The organism is Rhizobium sp. WW22, from assembly GCF_047041135.1.
GTDB lineage: Bacteria > Pseudomonadota > Alphaproteobacteria > Rhizobiales > Rhizobiaceae > Rhizobium.
The window spans coordinates 1,187,732-1,207,788 of record NZ_CP178199.1; the positions used below are offsets into that span (position 1 = coordinate 1,187,732).

Annotated in this window: 18 protein-coding genes; 8 read left to right on the forward strand and 10 right to left on the reverse strand. The window is 61.3% G+C overall.

The window, feature by feature from the left end; translation table 11 throughout:
• Window positions 1–13 precede the first annotated feature (13 nt).
• Window positions 14–2,017, forward strand: a complete 2,004-nt coding sequence (locus ACK83U_RS24425; protein WP_112604034.1) for a CocE/NonD family hydrolase — start codon at window positions 14–16, stop codon at window positions 2,015–2,017.
• Between the two features lies 1 nt (window position 2,018).
• Here ACK83U_RS24425 and ACK83U_RS24430 read toward each other — a convergent pair whose 3' ends face one another.
• The 9 genes from ACK83U_RS24430 to ACK83U_RS24470 form a co-directional block, all read right to left on the reverse strand.
• Window positions 2,019–2,939 carry an alpha/beta hydrolase gene (locus ACK83U_RS24430; protein WP_112603730.1) on the reverse strand — a complete coding sequence of 307 codons (921 nt, stop codon included), beginning with the start codon at window positions 2,937–2,939 and terminating at the stop codon, window positions 2,019–2,021.
• Between the two features lie 433 nt (window positions 2,940–3,372).
• On the reverse strand, window positions 3,373–3,771 hold the full coding sequence (locus tag ACK83U_RS24435) for a cupin domain-containing protein (protein ID WP_112415131.1): 399 nt from the start codon (window positions 3,769–3,771) through the stop codon (window positions 3,373–3,375).
• Window positions 3,772–3,909: 138 nt separating this feature from the next.
• Window positions 3,910–5,541 carry an FGGY-family carbohydrate kinase gene (locus tag ACK83U_RS24440; RefSeq protein ID WP_112603732.1) on the reverse strand — a complete coding sequence of 544 codons (1,632 nt, stop codon included), beginning with the start codon at window positions 5,539–5,541 and terminating at the stop codon, window positions 3,910–3,912.
• Complete coding sequence (locus ACK83U_RS24445) at window positions 5,541–6,269, reverse strand: SDR family oxidoreductase (RefSeq protein WP_112398570.1); 729 nt, start codon at window positions 6,267–6,269, stop codon at window positions 5,541–5,543. Before ACK83U_RS24445 ends, ACK83U_RS24440 begins: the two co-directional genes overlap by 1 nt.
• A gap of 25 nt (window positions 6,270–6,294) precedes the next feature.
• Window positions 6,295–7,545, reverse strand: a complete 1,251-nt coding sequence (locus ACK83U_RS24450) for a sugar ABC transporter permease (protein WP_112603734.1) — start codon at window positions 7,543–7,545, stop codon at window positions 6,295–6,297.
• On the reverse strand, window positions 7,542–8,363 hold the full coding sequence (locus ACK83U_RS24455; RefSeq protein WP_112603736.1) for an ATP-binding cassette domain-containing protein: 822 nt from the start codon (window positions 8,361–8,363) through the stop codon (window positions 7,542–7,544). Before ACK83U_RS24455 ends, ACK83U_RS24450 begins: the two co-directional genes overlap by 4 nt.
• Before the next feature lie 85 nt (window positions 8,364–8,448).
• A complete protein-coding gene (locus tag ACK83U_RS24460; RefSeq protein ID WP_112603738.1) occupies window positions 8,449–9,534 on the reverse strand; it encodes a sugar ABC transporter substrate-binding protein in 1,086 nt (361 codons plus the stop codon).
• A gap of 204 nt (window positions 9,535–9,738) precedes the next feature.
• Window positions 9,739–10,623, reverse strand: coding sequence for an AraC family transcriptional regulator (locus ACK83U_RS24465; RefSeq protein ID WP_015342945.1), 885 nt, complete (start codon window positions 10,621–10,623; stop codon window positions 9,739–9,741).
• A gap of 485 nt (window positions 10,624–11,108) precedes the next feature.
• Window positions 11,109–11,513, reverse strand: coding sequence for a DUF983 domain-containing protein (locus tag ACK83U_RS24470; RefSeq protein ID WP_112603740.1), 405 nt, complete (start codon window positions 11,511–11,513; stop codon window positions 11,109–11,111).
• A gap of 173 nt (window positions 11,514–11,686) precedes the next feature.
• On the opposite strand from ACK83U_RS24470, the gene ACK83U_RS24475 reads away from it, so the two are divergent.
• The 6 genes from ACK83U_RS24475 to ACK83U_RS24500 all read left to right on the forward strand — a co-directional run bounded on the left by ACK83U_RS24475 (window position 11,687) and on the right by ACK83U_RS24500 (window position 17,888).
• The gene (locus ACK83U_RS24475) at window positions 11,687–11,854 is read left to right on the forward strand and encodes a hypothetical protein (RefSeq protein WP_162707997.1); all 168 of its coding nucleotides are present in this window, start codon (window positions 11,687–11,689) and stop codon (window positions 11,852–11,854) included.
• Window positions 11,847–12,305, forward strand: a complete 459-nt coding sequence (locus ACK83U_RS24480; protein WP_112603742.1) for a universal stress protein — start codon at window positions 11,847–11,849, stop codon at window positions 12,303–12,305. The genes ACK83U_RS24475 and ACK83U_RS24480 overlap by 8 nt, the downstream gene beginning before the upstream one ends.
• A 117-nt stretch (window positions 12,306–12,422) precedes the next feature.
• The gene (locus tag ACK83U_RS24485; protein ID WP_112603744.1) at window positions 12,423–13,679 is read left to right on the forward strand and encodes an arsenic transporter; all 1,257 of its coding nucleotides are present in this window, start codon (window positions 12,423–12,425) and stop codon (window positions 13,677–13,679) included.
• 56 nt (window positions 13,680–13,735) lie between these two features.
• Window positions 13,736–14,338, forward strand: coding sequence for a TetR/AcrR family transcriptional regulator (locus ACK83U_RS24490; protein ID WP_112337222.1), 603 nt, complete (start codon window positions 13,736–13,738; stop codon window positions 14,336–14,338).
• 41 nt (window positions 14,339–14,379) lie between these two features.
• On the forward strand, window positions 14,380–15,360 hold the full coding sequence (locus ACK83U_RS24495; protein ID WP_112337223.1) for a zinc-binding dehydrogenase: 981 nt from the start codon (window positions 14,380–14,382) through the stop codon (window positions 15,358–15,360).
• A 176-nt stretch (window positions 15,361–15,536) separates the two neighbouring features.
• Complete coding sequence (locus tag ACK83U_RS24500; RefSeq protein ID WP_112603746.1) at window positions 15,537–17,888, forward strand: heavy metal translocating P-type ATPase; 2,352 nt, start codon at window positions 15,537–15,539, stop codon at window positions 17,886–17,888.
• A 63-nt stretch (window positions 17,889–17,951) separates the two neighbouring features.
• On the opposite strand, the gene ACK83U_RS24505 is transcribed toward ACK83U_RS24500, so the two are convergent.
• On the reverse strand, window positions 17,952–18,746 hold the full coding sequence (locus tag ACK83U_RS24505) for an AraC family transcriptional regulator (protein WP_112603748.1): 795 nt from the start codon (window positions 18,744–18,746) through the stop codon (window positions 17,952–17,954).
• Window positions 18,747–18,864: 118 nt separating this feature from the next.
• Here ACK83U_RS24505 and ACK83U_RS24510 point away from each other — a divergent pair, with 118 nt between their 5' ends.
• A complete protein-coding gene (locus tag ACK83U_RS24510) occupies window positions 18,865–20,055 on the forward strand; it encodes an FAD-dependent oxidoreductase (protein WP_112603750.1) in 1,191 nt (396 codons plus the stop codon).
• Window positions 20,056–20,057: the final 2 nt, after the last annotated feature.

Sequence of the window (20,057 nt, forward strand, 5' to 3'; positions counted from 1 at the left end):
GGGATATATGATCATGGCTGAGCGCAGCTTCACCACCATCGAGAATCAGTGGATCACCTTGAAGGACGGCACGCGGCTCGCCGCGCGTATCTGGATGCCTGACGGAGCGGAGAGCGATCCCGTGCCGGCGGTCTTCGAATTCCTGCCCTACCGCAAGCGCGATGGAACGAGCCCGCGTGATGAATCCACCTACCCTGTCTTCGCCGCAGCCGGCATTGCCGGCGTGCGTGTCGACATCAGAGGCTCCGGAGAGTCCAGCGGCGTCATCGATGGCGAATATACCGAGCTGGAGCTCGCCAATGCCTGCGAGTTGATCGCGTGGATCGCAGCACAACCCTGGTCGAATGGCTCGGTCGGCATGATGGGCATTTCGTGGGGCGGCTTCAACTGCCTGCAGGTGGCGGCCTTGAAGCCCCCGGCGCTGAAGGCGGTGATTTCGATCGCCTCCACGGTCGACCGCTATAATGACGACATCCACTACAAGAACGGCTGCCACCTCTCCGCCCAGCTTTCCTGGGCGGCGACAATGCTCGGCTATCAATCGCGCTCGCCAGATCCGGCTATCGTCGGTGACGACTGGCGCGATATGTGGCTGCAGCGCCTCGAGCAGGAACCCTTCTTCATGGAGGAATGGCTCCAGCATCAGCGTCGTGACGATTTCTGGCGGCATGGGTCCATCTGCGAAGACTTCGCCGGCTTCGATATTCCCGCCATCGTCATCGCCGGCTGGGCTGACGGCTATCGCAATACGCCGCTGCTGGCCGTCGAAGGGCTGGGCGATAAGGCGAAGGCGCTGATCGGCCCGTGGGTTCACAAGTATCCGCATTTCGCCTGGCCAAAGCCGCGGGTCGATTTCCACGGAGAGGCTATCGCCTGGTGGAACCACTGGCTGCGCGGCGAACCCGACGGCGTCGAGGCCGTGCCATCGGTGCGCGCCTATATTCTTGACGCCATAAAGCCCGCCAAACGCCGCGACTTCGACCCGGGTTTCTGGATCGCGAAGCAAGAATGGCAGCAGCCGGAGATGCAGTGTTTCTATGTCGAGCAGTTCGGTACGCTGATGGAAGGCATGCCGATCCCGCATGCGCCGGAACATCCCGTCTATCTGCGTTCGCCGCTCGATACTGGCACGGCTTCGGGCGAATGGTTCACCCTGAAGCCGGACGCGGAACTGGCAATCGATCAACGCGCCGACGATGCCGGGTCGCTGACCTTACAGACAGCGCCACTGATCGAGGACCACGATTATCTTGGCCGCCCGGTCGTCACCCTGACGCTGCGGTGCGACGCCGAAACCGCCAACCTCTGCGCGAGGCTCGTCGACATCCATCCGGACGGCACGGCAACGCGCGTTTCCTTTGGCGTGCTCAACCTCGCTCATCGCGATGGCAATGCCGCGCCGGAGCCTCTGAACAAGGGGCAGCAGGTCAGGGTGACCGTAACGCTCGATGCCTGCGGCTATCGTTTCCGCAAGGGCCACCGTATCCGCCTGTCGCTGTCGACAGCCTATTGGCCGATGGTGCTGCCGCCACCGGAAGATCCGGGGTTGACGATCGACATCGCCTCCATCGGCCTTGCTTTGCCCAAGCTCGGTGCGCATGAGATCATCGACATCAAGCAGCCCGACAATCCCGATCCGCTGCCGAAGTATATCGAACATGTGCCTGGTTCGACGAAGCGGCAGGTGGTGCACGATCTCTCAGCCGGCGTCACCCGCTATGAAATCCATGAGGATACCGGCCTTTCCGAACATCCCGGCACCGGCCTTTCGACGCGGCAATTGCGCGAGGAGACCTGGTCGATCGCACCGGATGACCCGCTGTCGATGACGGGTATCTCGACATGGACGTGCGACATGAGCCGCCCCGGTTGGTTCGTCCGCACGGTCGCGACATCGTCCATTTCCTGTACGGCAAAGGACTGGGTGATCAGCGCCTCGGTCGTCGCCTATGAGGGTGAAACCGAAATCTTCAGGAAGATCTTCGAAGAGAAGCGCGTCGCCCGCGACCTGATGTAGGTCAGCGGGAGCCCGCAAACCGGCTTGCCGCCGCGCATATAGCGGCAAAGCCGGCCTGCGCGCCTTCGCTCATATGCCGTGCCCGCAGCCAGGCATGCACCATCTGCGGCTCCTCGCGGAACCACACCTCGACGCCCGCCTGCGCCAGACGCGCCGCATAATTGCGGCCGTCGTCGCGCAACGGATCATAATGAGCCACGGTAATGAAAGCGGGAGGAAGGCCAGCCATTGACGATAGGGCGAGCGGCCCTGCGACCGGATCGCCTTCCGGCGCCTGCAGAACAGTGCGGTAATAGGCGACATCGGCCGTTGTCAGGCCCGGTGCCTCCGCCATTTCTTCATAGGAGCCGGAGACGAGATCGCCGCCGAGTGCGGGATAGATCAAGATCTGGCCGACAATGCCCGAAAGCCCCTCGGCTTGCGCCCGCACCGCCAGCCCTGCCGCGAGATTGCCGCCGGCACTGTCGCCGATCAGCACGACCGACTTCTTCTCGGCCAACATTTGCTTGAGAACACTGAAGCAATCATCCGTTTGGGCCGGCCAGCGATATTCCGGCGCCAACCGATAATCGACGGAGATCAGTTCAGCGCCGGCATGATCGGCAATCTCGGCGCAGATGGCATGATGGCTTTCAAGCGAGCCAACGACGAAACCGCCGCCATGGAGATAGAGGAGCTTCGTTGCCGTGCGGATATTGGCAGGCTTGTAACGCCTGACGGGTATCGTTCCGGATACGAAGCCATCCGTCGTCTGCATGCCCTCCGGTAAAGGGCGATCGAAACGAGCGCAGAGTGCGTCATACCATTGACGCTGCTGTGCGATGGAGGCCGTTACCGCATCCGGCGGATAGAAGGAATCGCAGATTTCCATGAACTGCAAGATGCCGGCTTCGCTCGGCATAGGACGTTCAGCAGAGGTCATTGGATATCCTCGATTCGTGCCTGTACATCGACACTACGCGGCGATGCAACCGAACGCTTATCTGCCTACGGCCAGCACCGCCGCGATGGCGACATCGAAGGATGGTGATAAGTTCAATCGGCCGCAAATACGCTGCTCGACAACAGGGAAAAACCTTTTGGCATCTGCATGCATTGCGCATTGGACCATGTGAGCATTGCCAGCGCGAGAGCCGCGCCAATCACAAGCCGAAGCATGATATTTCCCCATCCGTGTTGCTGCCATCGCGAGGTCAGTTGCGTCGCGGGGCATTCGATCGTTAGGCCGACGCCGTGGAAGCGGCGGGGTTCCGTCTATACTGACCTCGTGCGGCTGACTTATGGCCAAGCCATGGCAAGCGTTAGGTGCTCGCGAGCGATCCGCTCGGTGTTGCTCCGACTGCGGGGTTGGACCTTTACCTTGCGTGATATTGCTCGTCCGTCACATGCTCCAGCCAATCCACCACCTTACCGTCGAGGTGTTCGTGGATGGCGATATGGGTCATGGCTGTCGTCGGCGAAGCGCCGTGCCAGTGCTTCTCGCCCGGCTCGAACCAGACGATATCCCCGGGGCGGATCTCCTCGACCGAGCCGCCTTCGCGCTGAGCGAGACCCAGGCCCGCGGTGACAATCAAGGTCTGGCCGCGCGGGTGGGTATGCCACGCAGTTCTTGCGCCGGGTTCAAACGTGACGCTGCTGGCTGCGGCTCGCCGCGCATCATTAGCCGCAAAGACCGGGTCGATGCGGACTGTACCGGTGAACCAGTCCGAAGGGCCTTTGCCGGAGGGCTGCGCACCGTTCCTCGTGATATCCATGATGACCATCCTTTCCTGCGATGAGCCGTGACGGCTCGGCTGCATGAGGGCAATTTAGCCCGCAATTGACAAAGCGGTAGGGGGCCATCCGCGTATAGACTTATGAATTGGAGCAATAAATGTCGTTTCTCGCCGGACTTACGACGCCATCAAGGCCCGGATGCTCCGATCTGCCGATTGCAGCAGTTCGAAAGCTTCGTAACGCCGTGCATGCAACGCCTTGACGGCACCGCCCGCCGGCTCGAACTTCTTCGCCAGTCGCGACATGGTTGTCATGGCTTCCAAGAGCGAGCCGCAATGCCCGTCAGCCGTAGCGCCGAGCATGGCCGCACCGAGAAGCACCGGCTCCTCCGTATCGGCGACGGCGACAGGTCTGCCGGTCGTATCCGCGAGAAGCTGACGCACCAATCCGCTCTGGGCAGCACCACCGCTGGCGATGATCAGATCGCAGGCGATGCCGTCCTTCGCCAGCTTTTCGAGCAATTGCTTGAGGCCATAGCCGATACCGCAGAGGCCGGCGATGTACAGAGCGATGAGATCGTCGATGCCGGTTTCCAGCCCGAGGCCGGAGATGATGGCGCGCGCATCGGGATCGGCATAGGGTGAGCGGTTGCCGAGAAATTCGGGGACGACCTGAATGGATTGCGCGAGCTTCACGGCGTCGGACGCGTTGCCGCTCGTCTGCATAGCCTGTCGATCAAGCCAGGCGACCAGCGACAAGCCCTCCGCCTCGGCCTTCTGACGCGCCTCGCCGAATGCCGGATGCATGGTAACGAGATGATCGATCGCGGCACCGGCAGCGGATTGACCGCCTTCGGTCAGCCAGAGGCCGGGCACCATGGCCGAATAATAGGGTCCCCAAACGCCATCGACGAAGATGGCCGCTTCGCTCGATGCCATCGAGCAGGCGGATGTGCCGAAGATATAGGCGAGCCTGTTCCTGACATCGGCTCTACCATCCGGTCCCTGCCCGCCAAGCGTGCCGACACCGCCGGCATGGGCATCGATGAGCGATGCGCCGACCGGCGTACCAACGACAAGGCCAAGATCGCGGGCGGCGCTTTCGTTCAAGCCCTCGCCAAGCGCCGTACCCGGCTCGACGATCTCGGTGCCGATCCGCACAAAGCCTTCATCGGCCAGCTCACCAAGGCCGATATCCTTGAAATATTGCGCGTCCCAGCGCTTTTCGTGGGCCAGATAGGTCCACTTGCACGTCACCGTGCAGACCGATCTCTGCAGCGAACCCGTCGCGCGCCAGGTCAGATAATCGGCGAGATCGAAGAAATGATTCGCTGCGGCGAAGGATTGCGGCAGATTGCGCTTCAACCAAAGCAGCTTCGGCGTCTCCATCTCCGGCGAGATGCGGCCGCCGACGTAGCGCAGCACGGCATGTTTTCCGGCATTGATCTCCGCCGCCTCGCCGGCCGCGCGATGATCCATCCAGACGATGATGTTGCGATTGGCGTCGCCCGATGGACCCATAGCCACGGGTCGACCATCTGCCCTGACCGCGACCAGCGAGCAGGTTGCATCGAAGCCGATGCCTGAGACATCACCGGCCGCTATCTTTGCCATGGCGACAGCCTCTTTGACGCTGTCGCAAACAGCCTTCCATATCTGCTCGCTTGACTGCTCAACAATGCTGCCGGCCCCGTGCCAGATGGTGATCGGCCGCTTGGCCGCAGCCAGCAGATGACCATGTGCATTGAAAACGCCGGCCCGGGCACTGCCCGTGCCCACATCGATGCCGATGAAATAAGGTGCCGTCATCAGAGATCCGTACTCAAGGGCAGGATCACCAGATCCCGGATTACGATGTTACGCGGTCTCGATAGCATGAAGACCACCGCCTCCGCCACTTCGGTCGCCTCCATCAGGCCGCCTGCGGCAATCGCTTCGTCCAGTTTAGCCTGTGGCCAGTCGCTGATCAGCGCCGTCACCACCGGTCCCGGCGCCACGGCGCCGACGCGGATGCCGTGCTTGGCGACCTGACGCCGTACCGTATGCGTGAAGGCCTGAACGGCATGCTTGGATGCCGTATAGATCGGCTCCCATACCACCGGCACCAAGCCGGCGATCGAACTGGTCATGATAATATCGCCCGTCTTGCGCTCGATCATGTGCGGCAGCACCATGCGGACCGAACGGAAGGCCGCGTTGATATTCAGATCCAGCATCCGGTCCCAGGCATCGGGATCGCCTTCCGCGACCTCGCCGCCGATATAGGCGCCGGCATTGGCATGGAAGATATCGAGCTTGCCGAACTTGCCGAGAATCTGCGGCATCATCGTCGCCACGCTCTCGGGGTTTAAGAGATCGACGACGACGGGAAAGGCGTTCGGCCCCAGTTCGGCGCAAAGGCTTTTCAGGCTATCTTCGGCCCGGTCGACGAGGGCGACGCTGGCGCCCTCGTTCAATAGCGATCTGGCGCATTCCAGGCCAATTCCGGACGCAGCCCCGGTGATGGCGGCAACCTTGCCGGCAAAATCCTGTCTCATAACAATCCTTACCTTCTTGAAGAAATCAGCCGCGCCCATGCGAGGCGCGGGAACGACGGGCGAGCGAGTCGACGATGACGGCAATGGCAAGAACTGCGCCTGTAATCATGTAGCGAAGCGCCGACGACAGATCGAGCATGGTGAGGCCGCTGGCGATCGACTGGATGACGACGATGCCGAGCAGTGCCGAATAGGCGCTGCCGCGGCCGCCGAAGAGGCTGGTGCCGCCGATGACAGCCGCCGCGATCGCATTCAGATTGACGTCGCCGGTGCCCGCCTGCTGGCTGGCTGAGGCCAGGCGCGCTGCCGCGAGCACACCGCCAAGGGCTGCGAACATGGCACAAAGCACGAAGGCGCTGGTATAGATCCTGCGTACATTGATGCCGGCGCGCCGCGCCGCTTCGCGATTGCCGCCGACGGCGGACATCGACCGGCCCCATTGCGTGCGTGTCAGCGCATAATTCATGACGATGGCGAGCACCACGAACAGGGCAAACATCCAGGGAATGCCACGATCCTGATTGAGATAGAAGGCGACGAATTCCAAGGCCACGGTAATGACGGCCGCCTTCGCCAACAGGCCGCCGACGGAGGGCGCGGAGAGGTTCGCCTGCTTGCGCCGCCGCACAGTGCCCAAGCCGGTCAACAGCAGGACCGCACCCGGAATGAGCGCGAAGACATAGGCAAGCGGACGGGGGATCACCAGAAGCTGGCCGAAATTCACGATCGCCGAGCCATAGGGCAGATTGATCGAGCCGGTGGCGCCGAGCAGATAGAGTTGCATGCCGAGTACAGCGAGAAGGCCTGCCAATGTGGCAACGAAACTCGGCATGCCCAGCCGGTTGAACAGCACGGCATAGATGGCGCCGATCACGCCGCCGACGACGAGCGCGGCCGCGATCGCCAAGGCCACCGGCCAGCCCTCATTCACCCAGAGCATGCCGACCATGGCCGAGGCGAAGCCGCTGATCGACCCCACCGAAAGATCGATCTCGCCGACCATCAGCACGCAGACGATGCCGAGCGAGATGATGCCGACCGTCGAGGCGTCGAACAGCAGGTTGGCAAGGTTGTTGCTCGAAAGGAAAGTCGGGTTGAGCGTGCCGAACACCGTCCAGATGATGACGAGGCCCACGACAACGGGCAACGATCCGAGATCGCCGGAGCGCACCTTGTCGATGGAGGAGCGGATCGTGGCCGCAAGCCCGGTATCATGGTTGACGCGGACGTCGCTGCGGTCGAGCAGCAGGGTGGATTGCTTGCCATTCTCGCTCATGGCTGGCCCCCTTCTCTGAGTTCCTGTTGGGCCTGACGTCGCCCTGCCCGTCGCGACACGGCGTTTTCCGTGGCTCCGGTAATGGCGCTGACGAGTTCATGGTTTGACGTATCGGGATAGAAAATCCCGTTGTTGCGGCCGAGGCGCAGCACGACGATACGGTCGGCAACGGCGCGCACATCCTCCATATTGTGGCTGATCATGATGACGCCGAGGCCCTTGTCGCGGACGCGCTCGATGAGGTTCAGCACTTCGGCGGTTTGTGCGACGCCCAGCGCTGCGGTCGGCTCGTCGAGCATGATGAGTTTCGGCTCGAGCAGCAGCGAACGCGCGATCGCCACCGTTTGCCGCTGGCCGCCGGAAAGCGATGCGATCGGGATGCGCACGCTCGGAATGCGCGCTGCGAGCTCATTGAGCAGTGTCCAGGCGCGAACCTCCATGGCGGTTTCATCGAGCTTCAGCGGGCTCAGTTCCCGACCGAGGAAAATGTTGGCGACGACATCGAGGTTCTCGCAAAGCGCCAGGTCCTGAAAGACCGTGGCGATACCGAGATCGAGCGCCGTTGCGGGATCGCTGAGGGTCACCTGCTTGCCACGGAATGTGATCGTGCCTGCACTCGGTTGATGCACGCCGGCAAGAACCTTGACGAGCGTCGATTTGCCTGCGCCATTGTCGCCGACAAGCGCCACGACTTCGCCGGCGTGCACATCGAGGTTGATATCCGTCAGTGCCGAGACGGCGCCGAAATGTTTGGAGACCCCCTTGAGGCTGAGCACAAGCTCGCCGGACGGGGCTCTATGATCGGAAGCGTCACTCATGACCAGCCACCTTCTCGGGTTGAAATGCAATCGGATGCGTTTTGCCTCCGGCCGTCGAAGCGGCCGGAGACTGGGAGGAGCAGCCTTAGCTGCCGATACCGAGCTTCTTGCAGCCATCGGCATAACGGTCGTTGCAGAGCTGGTCCGGTGTCTGGATCGGTTTGCCGTTGACGGTCTTGTCGATGATCTCAGCCTTCAGGTTTTCTTGCGTGACCAGGGCCGGCGTGAAGAGCTTGGTCGGCGTGTCGAAGAGCTTCGTGTCGGCCTTCGGCGTCCCGCCCGAGAGCAGTTCGATCGCGACATTGGCGGCGGCGGCAGCTACGATCTCGCTCGGCTTGGAGATCGTATTATACTGATCGCCGGAAATGATGAGCTGCAGGCCGGCGATGGTCGCGTCGTTGCCGGTGACCGGCGGAACAGGATCGAAGCCGGCGGCCTTGAAGGCGGCGACAGCGGCACCACCTGTGCCGTCATTGGCGGCGACGACACCGAGGATCTTCTTACCGAAGCGAGTGATCTGGCCGCTTGCCCATTGCTGTGCTTTCGGCGGCGCCCATTCCGGCGTGTCGAACTCCGCAAGCACCGGATAGCCGCCGTCGGCCAGACCGGCATGGATGCCCTTCTTGATCAGGCCCGCGGCAGCATCGGTGGGCGAGCCGTTGATCTCGAGAAGGCCGCCATCGCCAGCCTTCACGCCCTTCGCCTTCAGATGATCGACCAGCGATTTGGCAATCATCTTGCCGATCTCTTCATTGTTGAAGGAGACATAATAGTCGGCAGCGGCCGACGGGATCGGGCGGTCGTAGGCGATGACCTTCACACCCTGGCTTTGCGCGAGCTTCACCAAGGAAGCCGCGGCAGTGGAATCGACCGGATCGAGCACGATGGCCTTCGCACCTTGCGAAATTGCCGAATTGAACTGCTGCTGCTGACGCGAAGCATCGCCATTGGCATTCTGGTAGATGACCTTGCAGCCGGCGCAGAGCTTCTTCATCTCAGCCTGGAAGCCGGGGAAATCGTGCTCTTCATAGCGCGTGGAGCTCTGGTCGGGCATCAGGAAGGCGACGGTCGCGTCCGTGACCTTGGCGGATTGCGCAAAGACGGCGGTGCCGGCCAGAAGACCGGCGGCAAGCACGGCTGCGCCGGCGATTTTCAGTGCGAAATGGTTCATTGGAATTTCTCCGTTCCAAATGGTAATGGTTTCCCTCGATCATCGCGGCTGTCCGCACGCGATGCTCTTGTTTGGTTGTCCGCAAACAACGGCCATCGGGCCGACGCAGCGGTAATTTCGGACAAGCCTTCTCCTTCGGACGGCAAAGGTGCCTGCCCGTTCGCTTGCCCTGAATTTTGTCTCTCCTCCCTGTCCTCCCTTTTGTTAGGCGGCCTCCACCGCGCGTGCGTGCTGTGCCAAGAGCGATCTGAACCGGGAGGGCGCCATGCCCTTCTGATCCAGAAAACGCCGATTGAAATTCGAAATATTATTGAAGCCAGCCGCAAAGCAGATGTCGGTGATCGTCATGTCAGCTTTGCTCATCAAGAGATGGCAGGCGAAGTTGATGCGTAGCCGATTGACATATTGCACGAGCGCCATGCCGGTATGGCGACGAAAGCTGCGCGAAAAGGCGCTCGGGCTCTGGCCGGTCAATTCGGCCAGATCGCACTCGCTGAACGGCTCGGTCAGATGCGCATTGATGTAAGCCAGCGCCTGGTTGACACCCGCCGACATGAAGCCGGATGGGTCCGGCTGATAGCCGGCGCTGGCAAGCGTGCGCGTGCCTTCAGCGCGGCTCATGGCGTCGAGAATATTCATAAAGAGTTCGATGCGGCGGATGCCTGATGCCTCGACCAGTTCGCCAAGGATCGGGCCTACGATGACAGCCGTCTCAGGCGTGAAGAGCGCACCGCGGCGGCTCGTTTCAAGAATACCTGCGCAGGCCGACAGCTCCGGAAAGACTTTACTGGCATCGGCAAAGAAGGATTCGGAAAATTGCAGCACGCGGCAGCGCAGCGGTAATGTGACGCCAACTGGAACGTCGCTCACCCAGTTATGCGGCAGGTTCGGTCCCGTCAGCACCAGGTTACCCGGCTCGAACTCACCGATGAAGTCGCCGATGAAATATTGGCCCGTCGTCGCGACGACGTGATGGATTTCATATTCGGGATGGAAATGCCAGCGAACCGTGCGGTAGGGATAACCGTGTTCCCACGCCTTGAAGGATTCTCCGCTCCCGATCGCGACCACTTCCAAATCGGGGTTCATCGGCAAGCCTCCTTTCCATCCGTCCGTATTGCAACGGTTGCGGCGCCTCCTCCCAGAGGCCAGCACGTCTTCTATGTGGTAAACCTACCTCTCATAAGCGCCTGCCGCTACTACGCCTTGTACGCTCGACTGATACTTTTTTGACTTGAAGAGTGACTTATTTGGCGAAATGTGCAGTGCGGCATAGGCACTGCGATGCCGAGGGGTCGATATCCGGTATCGAGCGCCGAGAATTTCGCTTTGATCCGAGGCGTCAAGGGGGCGTTCGGCGGGCGCTTGCGGTCCGCTCGTTATTTCTGCTTCCCTTGATCGTGATGCCACTTGATGGCGAAGAACATGCCCGTGCCTAACACGAGAACCTTGAACAGGATGAAGACTATAGGGAACCAATCCCACATTTCGGATATTTCCAGGCTAATTGACACTACTTATCATGAGGAGCACCACCTCGAAACGGTCATCAATTCGAGATGAGGCCCACAGACTTAGCTCGCTGAGTGCGGCGCCTCGGTTGCCGGCAGGCGGACGAGCTTGCCTTCCTCGGCCTTATAAAAATACTGACTGGCGACAAGCCAGCCTTTCAGCGGGCGTAGAGGTGGGATGCAGGTCGCCAGCATGAAGGGGCCAGTCAACAGAAACTGCACCCAAACCGGAGCGGAGAAGGCCACCTCCAGCCAGACGCCGAGAAGAACGCTCGGGATACAGGCGAAACAGATGACGAAAAATGCCGGGCCGTCGGCCGGATCGGCAAAGGAATAGTCAAGCCCACACGCCTCGCATCGTTTGCGCAGGGTCAGAAATCCATCGAACATGCGCCCCTGACCGCAGCGCGGGCAGCGGCACCGGAGACCAGTCTGCGATGGGCTCAGCGGGGGATAGTCAATATCCATGACATTACTCCTGATTCAGTCTATCAAGTGAATGCAATCAATTAGTAAATTGCATGCATACAATGCATATATAATGAATGGAATGATCGAGTCCAGTTGTCAGAATGACGCAGCTGCTTCCGGGCAAGGCGGGATAAACCGACGCCACACGGCGACGGAGCGAGCAGATATGCATGGTTTGGTTTGCATCATGGCAGCGGCGAGACTTGACGAATCCCGCCATTATCGATGTGCTGAATATTCGTATGCTCGCCCGTATTCGCCGCAAGTTTAACCGGACAGATGCCAGTGACGCCAAGAACGACTGCGGCCAGGGCGTTTTGGGAGAATGCAATGTATAACAATATCATTTGCGCCATTGGGCTCGGCTCACGCGAACGCGCCGAGCGCCTGTTGCGCACATCCCACGCACTTCTGTCTCCGGACGGCGAATTGACGGTCGCTCACGTTATCGAGCGCTTCCTTTCGGGGCGGGAAAGCCCGGACGAATGGGCTGTCTCAACGATCACGGAAGCCGAGGAAAAGCTCAATGCCTTGTGCAGGCGTCTCGGCATTACCGCGACCATCGATGTGCGCATGGGCAAGGCATCGACGACGCTGCTGACCATCGCCAAGGAGAAGAAGGCCGATCTGATTATCCTCGCAACGCATACGTCCGATATCATCGATCGCATATTCGGCTCGACGGTCGAATACGTCATCCGCCATGCGGAATGCTCCGTCCTTGTCGAGCGAGCCGACAAATCGCATGACGATATTGTTGGGAAAGCGGATACGGCGAAGAAGGCATAACGCTCCCTCGGAGTGGCCTTTCTTGCTGGGTTCTCTTCGAATATAGCGCGGTTACGGTTTGCGCCGCTCCGCGGTGATGCTACATAGCCGCTCCGACCCAAATCCAAGATGAGTTGAATGACGGAATCTGCAATCACCTGGAGCATCGCCGGCCTGACCGCCCTCGGTGTCGTCACGCGTCCGTTCCGGTGGCCAGAAGCGATCTGGGCGGTTCTCGGCGCAGCGCTTCTCGTTGCGCTTCGGCTCATCGGTCCAGCCGAGGTATGGACAGGCATATCCAAAGGGTTCGATGTCTATCTCTTCCTGATTGGCATGATGCTTTTGTCGGAGCTCGCACGGCGCGAAGGGCTCTTCGACTGGGTGGCGGCGATCGCCACGTCGCATGCCAAGGGCTCTCCCCGCAGGCTGTTCGTGCTCGTCTATGTCGTCGGCGTAGTCGTAACGGTCTTTCTGTCGAACGACGCCACCGCCGTCGTGCTCACGCCGGCCGTCTACGCAGCCTGCCGTGCGGCGCGGGTGAAGGACCCCATGCCATATCTGCTGGTCTGCGCCTTCATCGCCAATGCCGCGAGCTTCGTGCTGCCGATCTCCAATCCGGCCAATCTGGTGATCTTCGCCGGCGGCGAGATGCCGTCCCTGTCGCGCTGGATGCAGACCTTCCTGCTGCCATCCATCGTGTCGATCATCGTCACCTTCGCCTGCCTCTACTGGACGCAGCGCCATGCACTGGCGGAAGACACGATCGCCCGCGAGGTTGGCCAACCCGCCCTTTCCCATAGCGCCAGGCTGGCAGGATGGGGGCTGATAGTCACCGCCCTCATTCTGATCGTGGCGTCGGCCATGAATGTCGATCTCGGCATCCCGACATTTGTCGCGGGCCTCCTCACAACCGTCATCGTTCTCGCCCTTACCCGGCAAAATCCGCTGGAGACGGTTCGCGGCATCAGCTGGAGCGTAATACCTCTGGTTGCGGGCCTTTTCGTGATCGTCGAGGCGGTCAACCACACCGGGCTCACCGCCCTCCTGTCCGAAAAGCTGGCGTTGCTGGCGGCTCAGTCGCAGACACAGGCGGTCGGCGCTGCCGGGCTTTCGGTTGCGATCGTCTCTAATCTGGTCAACAATTTGCCGGCCGGTCTTTTCGCCGGCAGCGCCGTACAGGCAGCCCATGTCCCTGATTCCATCGCCGGCGCCGTGCTGATCGGCGTCGATCTCGGCCCCAACCTCTCCGTTACCGGCTCGCTTGCCACGATCCTCTGGCTTTCCGCCCTTCGCCGCGAAGGGCTGCATATGGGAGCGCTGGCCTTTCTGAGGATCGGCGCTCTCGTGATGTTTCCGGCTTTGATCCTCTCGCTTGCGGCCCTCGCACTGATCTGACTGCGAACAACATCGAGTTTATAGACGACCGGTCGATTATTTGTTACGGACCGCTCATGATGACGAAGAAGAAATCGGAGCTGACTCGCAGCCATATTCTCGCAATCGGGCGGGAACTGGTGCTGCGCAAGGGTTTCGGAGGCGTGGGCCTGAAGGAGCTGCTCGAGCAGAGTGCCGTGCCGAAAGGCTCATTCTATTATTATTTCGCATCCAAAGAGGCCTTCGGCTGCGCCCTGCTGAAGCAATATTGCTCCGACTACGCGGAGCGGCTCGACGCGCTCTTCGGCTGGAAAGGCAATGGCCGCCAGCGGTTGATGCTCTATTGGAATGCCTGGCTTTCCGACGGCAATACGGCCAGCCTCGCCGATCGGTGCCTGGTCGTGAAGCTTGCCGCCGAGATCTCCGATCTCTCGGACAATATGCGCGTGATCCTGCTCGGCGGTGTCGAGGACCTCATTCGCCGCATCACCAACACAATCACCGAGGGACGCGAGGACGGTTCGATTTCGCCATCCTGCATCCCGGAAAAGACGGCTCGTTCGCTCTATAGCCTATGGCTCGGGGCGGCAATCCTGGCGAAGCTAGGAAAAGACAAGACACCGCTCGACCAGGCCATGCTTGCCACTGAGCAAGCCCTTTTGGCACCCGGCGGCCTTTGATCCAAAGCAGGACCAGCATGTCAACACACAAGGAAAATACAATGCGCAGTGCCATCCACGATGTCTTTGGCGATCCGGCTTCGGTCCTTTATTTGGCCGACATGCCACTGCCGGAGCCTGCCGCCGGAGACGTGCGCATTCGCACCATTCTCTCCCCCATCCACAATCATGACCTTTGGACCGTGCGCGGCGCCTATGGCTACAAGCCGGTTTTGCCTGCCATTGGCGGCAGCGAGGCGGTCGGCTTTGTCGATGCCGTCGGGCCTGACGTCGACAAGGCGCTGATCGGCAAGCGCGTCGTTGCAGCCGGCGTCCATGGCACTTGGGCAGAGCAATTCACGGCGCCGGCAGCAAGCCTTGTTCCGGTGCCTGACGTGATCTCCGACGAGGCCGCAGCGCAGCTGATCGCCATGCCGTTCAGCGCTATCTCACTTTTGGAATTCCTCAATGTCGAGCGCGGCGACTGGATCATCCAGAACGCGGCGAATGGTGCTGTCGGCAAGACGCTTGCCATGCTGGCACATAGCCGCGGCATACACATGATCAATCTCGTTCGGCGAGATGGTGGCATCGATGAGCTATCCGCATTCGGTATCGGCAATGCCGTCTCGACCGCGGCGCCAGATTGGAAGGCGAAGGTGCGCGCCATGATCGGCGACGCGCCGATCCGTGCCGCGGTCGATTCCGTCGGTGGTGTCGCGAGCAACGACCTGGCAGACCTGCTGGGCGAAAACGGCCTGCTGGTTTCCTTCGGCACTGCTGCCGGCAAGCCGATGCAGATCGCCTCGAGGGCCGTCATCTTCAAGCAGCTCACGATCAAGGGCTTCTGGGGCATCAAGATCAGCGCCGCCATGCCGGCGGAAGAGCGGCGGCGGCTGATCAGCGAACTCATCACACGCGTCGCCTCAGGCGAAGTCAAGTTGCCCGTGGAGGCAGCCTACGACATCACCGAGATCTCGGAAGCTGTGAAATCATCGCTGGCGCCCGGCAAGACCGGCAAGGTTCTGCTCAAACTACTATAGGTTTTCTAGGCCTTGGCGTAGCCGCCGCCGCAGGGAGCTGGGGCGGCTTCGTGGCACGCGGCTAGATCGATTGCAGCGCCTGCGAACGATTACGCAAAAATTCGCGGAATTGCTCTTGTCCCTCTAGTTACTAGAGGATGTAGCGATGGTTCCAAGACAAAATCTGGAACCGAAACATGACGTCGCCAACACAACAGAGCCGCTATCGCGTAGAGGGCATGGATTGCGCCTCCTGCGCCGCGAAAATCGACACGGCCGTTCGCCGGCTGCAGGGTGTCGAGGATGTTTCCGTCTCGGTCACCGCAGGCACGATGACGATCAAGCATCAGAGCGCCCCGGACCTGTTACCCAACATAACCAAGCGGGTTACGGGACTGGGCTACAAGGTTTTTCCACTGTCGCAAAGCAGCGTTCCGACAGAAAAAGCCAATCATGACGATCACATCTGCGGCTGCGGGCACGACCATCACGCGCACGAGTCTGATGGCCGCGACCATGGTCATGCGGGGCACGATCACGAGCATGATCACGGCGGCGACCACGATCACGGCGCCGACGGGCATCGACATGATCATTCCGGTCACAACCACGCTTCGGATGAGCGCGATGCCTCGGTTGCCGGCCTCCACGGTCACGATCATGGACCGACCAGCGGGCCATGGTGGAAATCCGCCAAGGGCCGCCTGACGATCGCAAGCGGTGTGGCGCTCGCCGCCGCCTGGGGTATCGGCAAGCTGGTTCCGGCACTGGACGTCTGGATATTCAGCGTGGTCATGTTGGTCGGCCTGTTACCGATCGCCAGGCGCGCCTTCATGGCCGCAAGGATGGGCACGCCGTTCTCGATCGAAATGCTGATGACGATCGCGGCCATCGGCGCCGTTGTCATCGGTGCCAGCGAAGAAGCTGCTGCCGTCGTCTTCCTCTTCCTGATCGGCGAACTGCTGGAAGGCGTTGCGGCCGGCAAGGCGCGCGCCAGCATCCAGTCCCTCACGGATCTGGTGCCTAAGACCGCGCTCATCGAGGAGAATGGCAAGACCCGCGAAGTGCAGGCTGAAAGCCTTGCTGTCGGCGCCATCATCCTGGTGCGCCCCGGCGACCGCGTTCCGGCCGACGGCGTGATTCTCTCCGGCGAAAGCGCCATCGACGAGGCGCCGGTGACAGGCGAAAGCACGCCGGTGCGCAAGGGCGTGGATGCAGGCGTCTTTGCCGGTACGGTCAATGGCGACGCCGCCCTGCGTGTTCGGGTAACGGCAGCGGCATCGGACAATACCATCGCCCGCGTCGTCAAGCTGGTCGAAGAGGCACAGGAATCGAAGGCTCCGACCGAGCGTTTCATCGATCGCTTCTCGCGTTATTACACGCCAGGTGTCGTCGTTGTCGGTGCACTCGTCGCCGTGATCCCGCCTTTATTCCTGGGCGGCAGTTGGAGCGAGTGGGTCTATAAGGGTCTGGCGATCCTGCTGATCGGCTGCCCGTGCGCCCTGGTCATCTCGACGCCGGCGGCAATTGCGGCATCACTGTCTTCAGGCGCCCGCCGCGGTCTGCTGCTGAAGGGTGGCGCCGTGCTGGAAAATATCGGCAAGGTCACCGCCGTTGCTTTCGACAAGACCGGCACCTTGACCGAAGGCAAGCCCAAGGTCACCGATATTGTCGGTCTCGGCATGAATGAAACGGACGTGTTGCGCCTGGCAGCCGCGCTCGAAACCGGCTCCAGCCATCCCCTTGCCCGCGCCATCCTCGACCGCGCAGCTGAAGCCGGAACGGATATCCCTCAGGTCATCGATGCCAAAGCGATCGGCGGAAAGGGTGTGAGCGGTACGGTCGACGGAGTGGATGTATTCCTCGGATCGCCGCAGGCGGCTGCTGACCGAGTGTCGTTGACTTCGGGGCAATCGGCCCGGATCGCCGCGCTCAACGATGAAGGGAAAACGGTTTCCGTCGTGGTTGCCAAGGGTGCGGCCGCCGGCCTGCTTGCCATGCGCGATGAACCCCGTGCCGATACGGCCGCGGGTCTCAAGGCGCTTGCTGATGCGGGGATCAAGACCATCATGCTGACGGGCGACAATCAGCGCACGGCGCAGGCGATCGGCAAGACGCTCGGCATAGAGGTTCGCGCGCAACTACTGCCCGAAGACAAGCAGCGGATCGTCGGTGAGCTGAAGCGGCAAGGCTTTCAGGTCGCCAAGGTCGGCGACGGCATCAACGATGCGCCAGCGCTGGCAGCCGCCGATGTTGGGATTGCCATGGGCGGCGGTACCGACGTTGCGCTGGAAACGGCGGACGCCGCCGTGCTGCATGGCCGCGTCGGAGATGTCATCGAGATGATCGATCTTTCCAAGCGGACGATGAGCAATATCGGCCAGAACATCACCATCGCGCTCGGCCTCAAGGGTGTCTTCCTGGTGACCACGATCGTTGGTATTACCGGGCTCTGGCCGGCGATCCTCGCCGATACCGGTGCAACCGTACTGGTGACCATGAATGCGCTTCGCTTGCTCGCCTTGAAGCCGCGCCGGGTCGCAGTCTGAATTGTTGACGGGCGCCGACGAACAGGCCGGCGCCCTGATATCAATTCCGAGATCGCAAAGAGATCAGGATCTCCTGGCGGACAGATAACGGCGCGGCGACAGGCCGAATGCCTTCCGGAACATGGCGATGAAGCTGCTCGCGCTCGCATAGCCCAAGCTGTCCGCCACCTCAGCGATCGGTGCTCCCGCGCTCAGATGCTCCAGTGCCAGCAACAGCCGAGCCTGCTGGCGCCAATTTGCGAAAGACATGCCCGTTTCTGCATGGAACAGCCGCCTGGCTGAACGCTCGGATATGCCCGCCCGCTGTGCCAGTGATTGAAAGGTCTCCTCGCTGGCGGGGTCCTGCAGTACGGCGTCCGTGATGCGCAGAACACGCCGGTCCGTCGGCATCGGCAGATGCAGGCTTTCACGCGGTGCGGCCCGAACCTCATCGAGTAGAACGGCTGCGAGGCGACGCTGCTGCGCCGACAACTTTTCCTCCCAATGCCATGTGGTTGCCCGGCGCACCAATGCTCGCAACACGTCACTGACGCTCAGAACACAAGGCGTCACCGGCAAGCCGGCGCTGGCGCTTGGCGTCAGCAGGATGCCCCAGCCGCTCAGCACGCCGTTGATCCCCGCCTTGTGCATGACACCAGGCGGAATCCAGCCCGCACGCTGCGGCGGTAGCAACCATGAACCGCCTGGCGTATCGACACGGACGAGCCCGCTCTCAATGCAGAAAAGCTGCCCGCGGCTATGCGCGTGCCAATCATATTCCTGAGTGCCGAGACGGAAGGCGCTGCCCGGTTCGTCCGATCCCCAAAAGGCGATGAGCGGCGGCCCGTCGAGACGGTCGCCAATATCTTCGATGCTCATGTTTCGTTTGGCCGTTTTGCAACATTTAAAGACCGAATGTCGTTATCACGCTCCGGCGGCCTTCGGCTATATTTCTCTCGAAAGATCGAAATCGACCAATGAATGGAATAGAAGACCCATGCAGGACTTTCATGTCGTCATCATCGGCGCTGGCCTCGGTGGCTTGTGCCTCGCACAGGGGTTGAAGCGCGCCGGCATCCGTTTTGACGTGTATGAGCGCGATCCGGCTGCCGATAGCCGCCTGCAAGGCTATCGCATCCGTATCGACGCAAACGGGCAGCAAGCGCTGGCATCATGCCTGCCGACCGCTCTTTTTGACCTCTTTCGAGCGACCGCCTCGACGAGCCCTCGATCCGCGTGCTTCCTGACGCCTCAACTTCTGCCCGTTACGGGCGGCACGCCGACGAGCTGGGATACCGGCGAAAATGATGACGACGGCGATCTGAGCGTCAATCGCCTCACCCTTCGCGAAATCCTACTATCTGGGATCGAAGATCACGTTCATTTCGGACATGCCTTCACGCGGTATCGCTACATGGATGACGGGCGTGTCGAGGTGCATTTCGAAGGTGCCGCCTCGGTTTCCTGCAGCCTGCTCGTCGGTGCCGACGGTGTGAACTCGCAGGTGCGACGCCAGTTGGCGCCCTATGCCGAGCCGGTGGACACGGGCTCCATCTGTGTCTACGGCAAGAGCGAAATACCACTGAGCGATGCCGCCGATCTGCTTGGAGACGGAACGACCGTGATCTTTGCCGATGGGTGCACGGCAATCTTCGATCTCATGCGGTTCGGCGATCACTTCCCGAACCTTGCCGCCAGTCTCGCGCCCGCTTGCAAGCTGACGTCAGTTACCGATTATCTCTATTGGGCGCTGATCGCCCCCCGCCAAAGGCTGGGACTGGAAACATATGACCATACGCAAGATCTGCCCGTCTTGCTGAGAACCGCCATGCGCGGCTGGCATCCGGAGCTGAAGCAGATCATCAGCCGGAGCAAGGTCGAAGCGGTGGCAGCGCTTCCCGTCAGAAGCGGGCGCCCCGACGCCCTTTGGCCGTTCGGTGCCATCACGCTTCTGGGCGATGCAATCCACGCAATGAGCCCTGCCGGCGGCCTCGGCGCCAATACGGCCCTCGAAGATGCCCGCATGCTGGCGCAGATCCTGGCCGAAGCCGGAAAGGAGACAAAGACCACCTGCACGGCCCTGCTGGATTACGACACCGATATGCGTGAACGGGCGGCTTACGCCATCGCGTCGTCGCAACACGGCGCCGAGATGCTGTTTGCTGCCATGACCGATAAGATCGCCTGAGG

What these genes read in the sequence shown, in the direction of transcription:
- ACK83U_RS24425 (WP_112604034.1), top strand. Translation starts at nt 14, where the DNA reads ATGGCTGAGCGCAGCTTCACCACCATCGAGAATCAGTGGATCACCTTG.
- ACK83U_RS24430 (WP_112603730.1), bottom strand. Translation starts at nt 2,939, where the DNA reads ATGACCTCTGCTGAACGTCCTATGCCGAGCGAAGCCGGCATCTTGCAG.
- ACK83U_RS24435 (WP_112415131.1), bottom strand. Translation starts at nt 3,771, where the DNA reads ATGGATATCACGAGGAACGGTGCGCAGCCCTCCGGCAAAGGCCCTTCG.
- ACK83U_RS24440 (WP_112603732.1), bottom strand. Translation starts at nt 5,541, where the DNA reads ATGACGGCACCTTATTTCATCGGCATCGATGTGGGCACGGGCAGTGCC.
- ACK83U_RS24445 (WP_112398570.1), bottom strand. Translation starts at nt 6,269, where the DNA reads ATGAGACAGGATTTTGCCGGCAAGGTTGCCGCCATCACCGGGGCTGCG.
- ACK83U_RS24450 (WP_112603734.1), bottom strand. Translation starts at nt 7,545, where the DNA reads ATGAGCGAGAATGGCAAGCAATCCACCCTGCTGCTCGACCGCAGCGAC.
- ACK83U_RS24455 (WP_112603736.1), bottom strand. Translation starts at nt 8,363, where the DNA reads ATGAGTGACGCTTCCGATCATAGAGCCCCGTCCGGCGAGCTTGTGCTC.
- ACK83U_RS24460 (WP_112603738.1), bottom strand. Translation starts at nt 9,534, where the DNA reads ATGAACCATTTCGCACTGAAAATCGCCGGCGCAGCCGTGCTTGCCGCC.
- ACK83U_RS24465 (WP_015342945.1), bottom strand. Translation starts at nt 10,623, where the DNA reads ATGAACCCCGATTTGGAAGTGGTCGCGATCGGGAGCGGAGAATCCTTC.
- ACK83U_RS24470 (WP_112603740.1), bottom strand. Translation starts at nt 11,513, where the DNA reads ATGGATATTGACTATCCCCCGCTGAGCCCATCGCAGACTGGTCTCCGG.
- ACK83U_RS24475 (WP_162707997.1), top strand. Translation starts at nt 11,687, where the DNA reads ATGGTTTGGTTTGCATCATGGCAGCGGCGAGACTTGACGAATCCCGCC.
- ACK83U_RS24480 (WP_112603742.1), top strand. Translation starts at nt 11,847, where the DNA reads ATGTATAACAATATCATTTGCGCCATTGGGCTCGGCTCACGCGAACGC.
- ACK83U_RS24485 (WP_112603744.1), top strand. Translation starts at nt 12,423, where the DNA reads ATGACGGAATCTGCAATCACCTGGAGCATCGCCGGCCTGACCGCCCTC.
- ACK83U_RS24490 (WP_112337222.1), top strand. Translation starts at nt 13,736, where the DNA reads ATGATGACGAAGAAGAAATCGGAGCTGACTCGCAGCCATATTCTCGCA.
- ACK83U_RS24495 (WP_112337223.1), top strand. Translation starts at nt 14,380, where the DNA reads ATGCGCAGTGCCATCCACGATGTCTTTGGCGATCCGGCTTCGGTCCTT.
- ACK83U_RS24500 (WP_112603746.1), top strand. Translation starts at nt 15,537, where the DNA reads ATGACGTCGCCAACACAACAGAGCCGCTATCGCGTAGAGGGCATGGAT.
- ACK83U_RS24505 (WP_112603748.1), bottom strand. Translation starts at nt 18,746, where the DNA reads ATGAGCATCGAAGATATTGGCGACCGTCTCGACGGGCCGCCGCTCATC.
- ACK83U_RS24510 (WP_112603750.1), top strand. Translation starts at nt 18,865, where the DNA reads ATGCAGGACTTTCATGTCGTCATCATCGGCGCTGGCCTCGGTGGCTTG.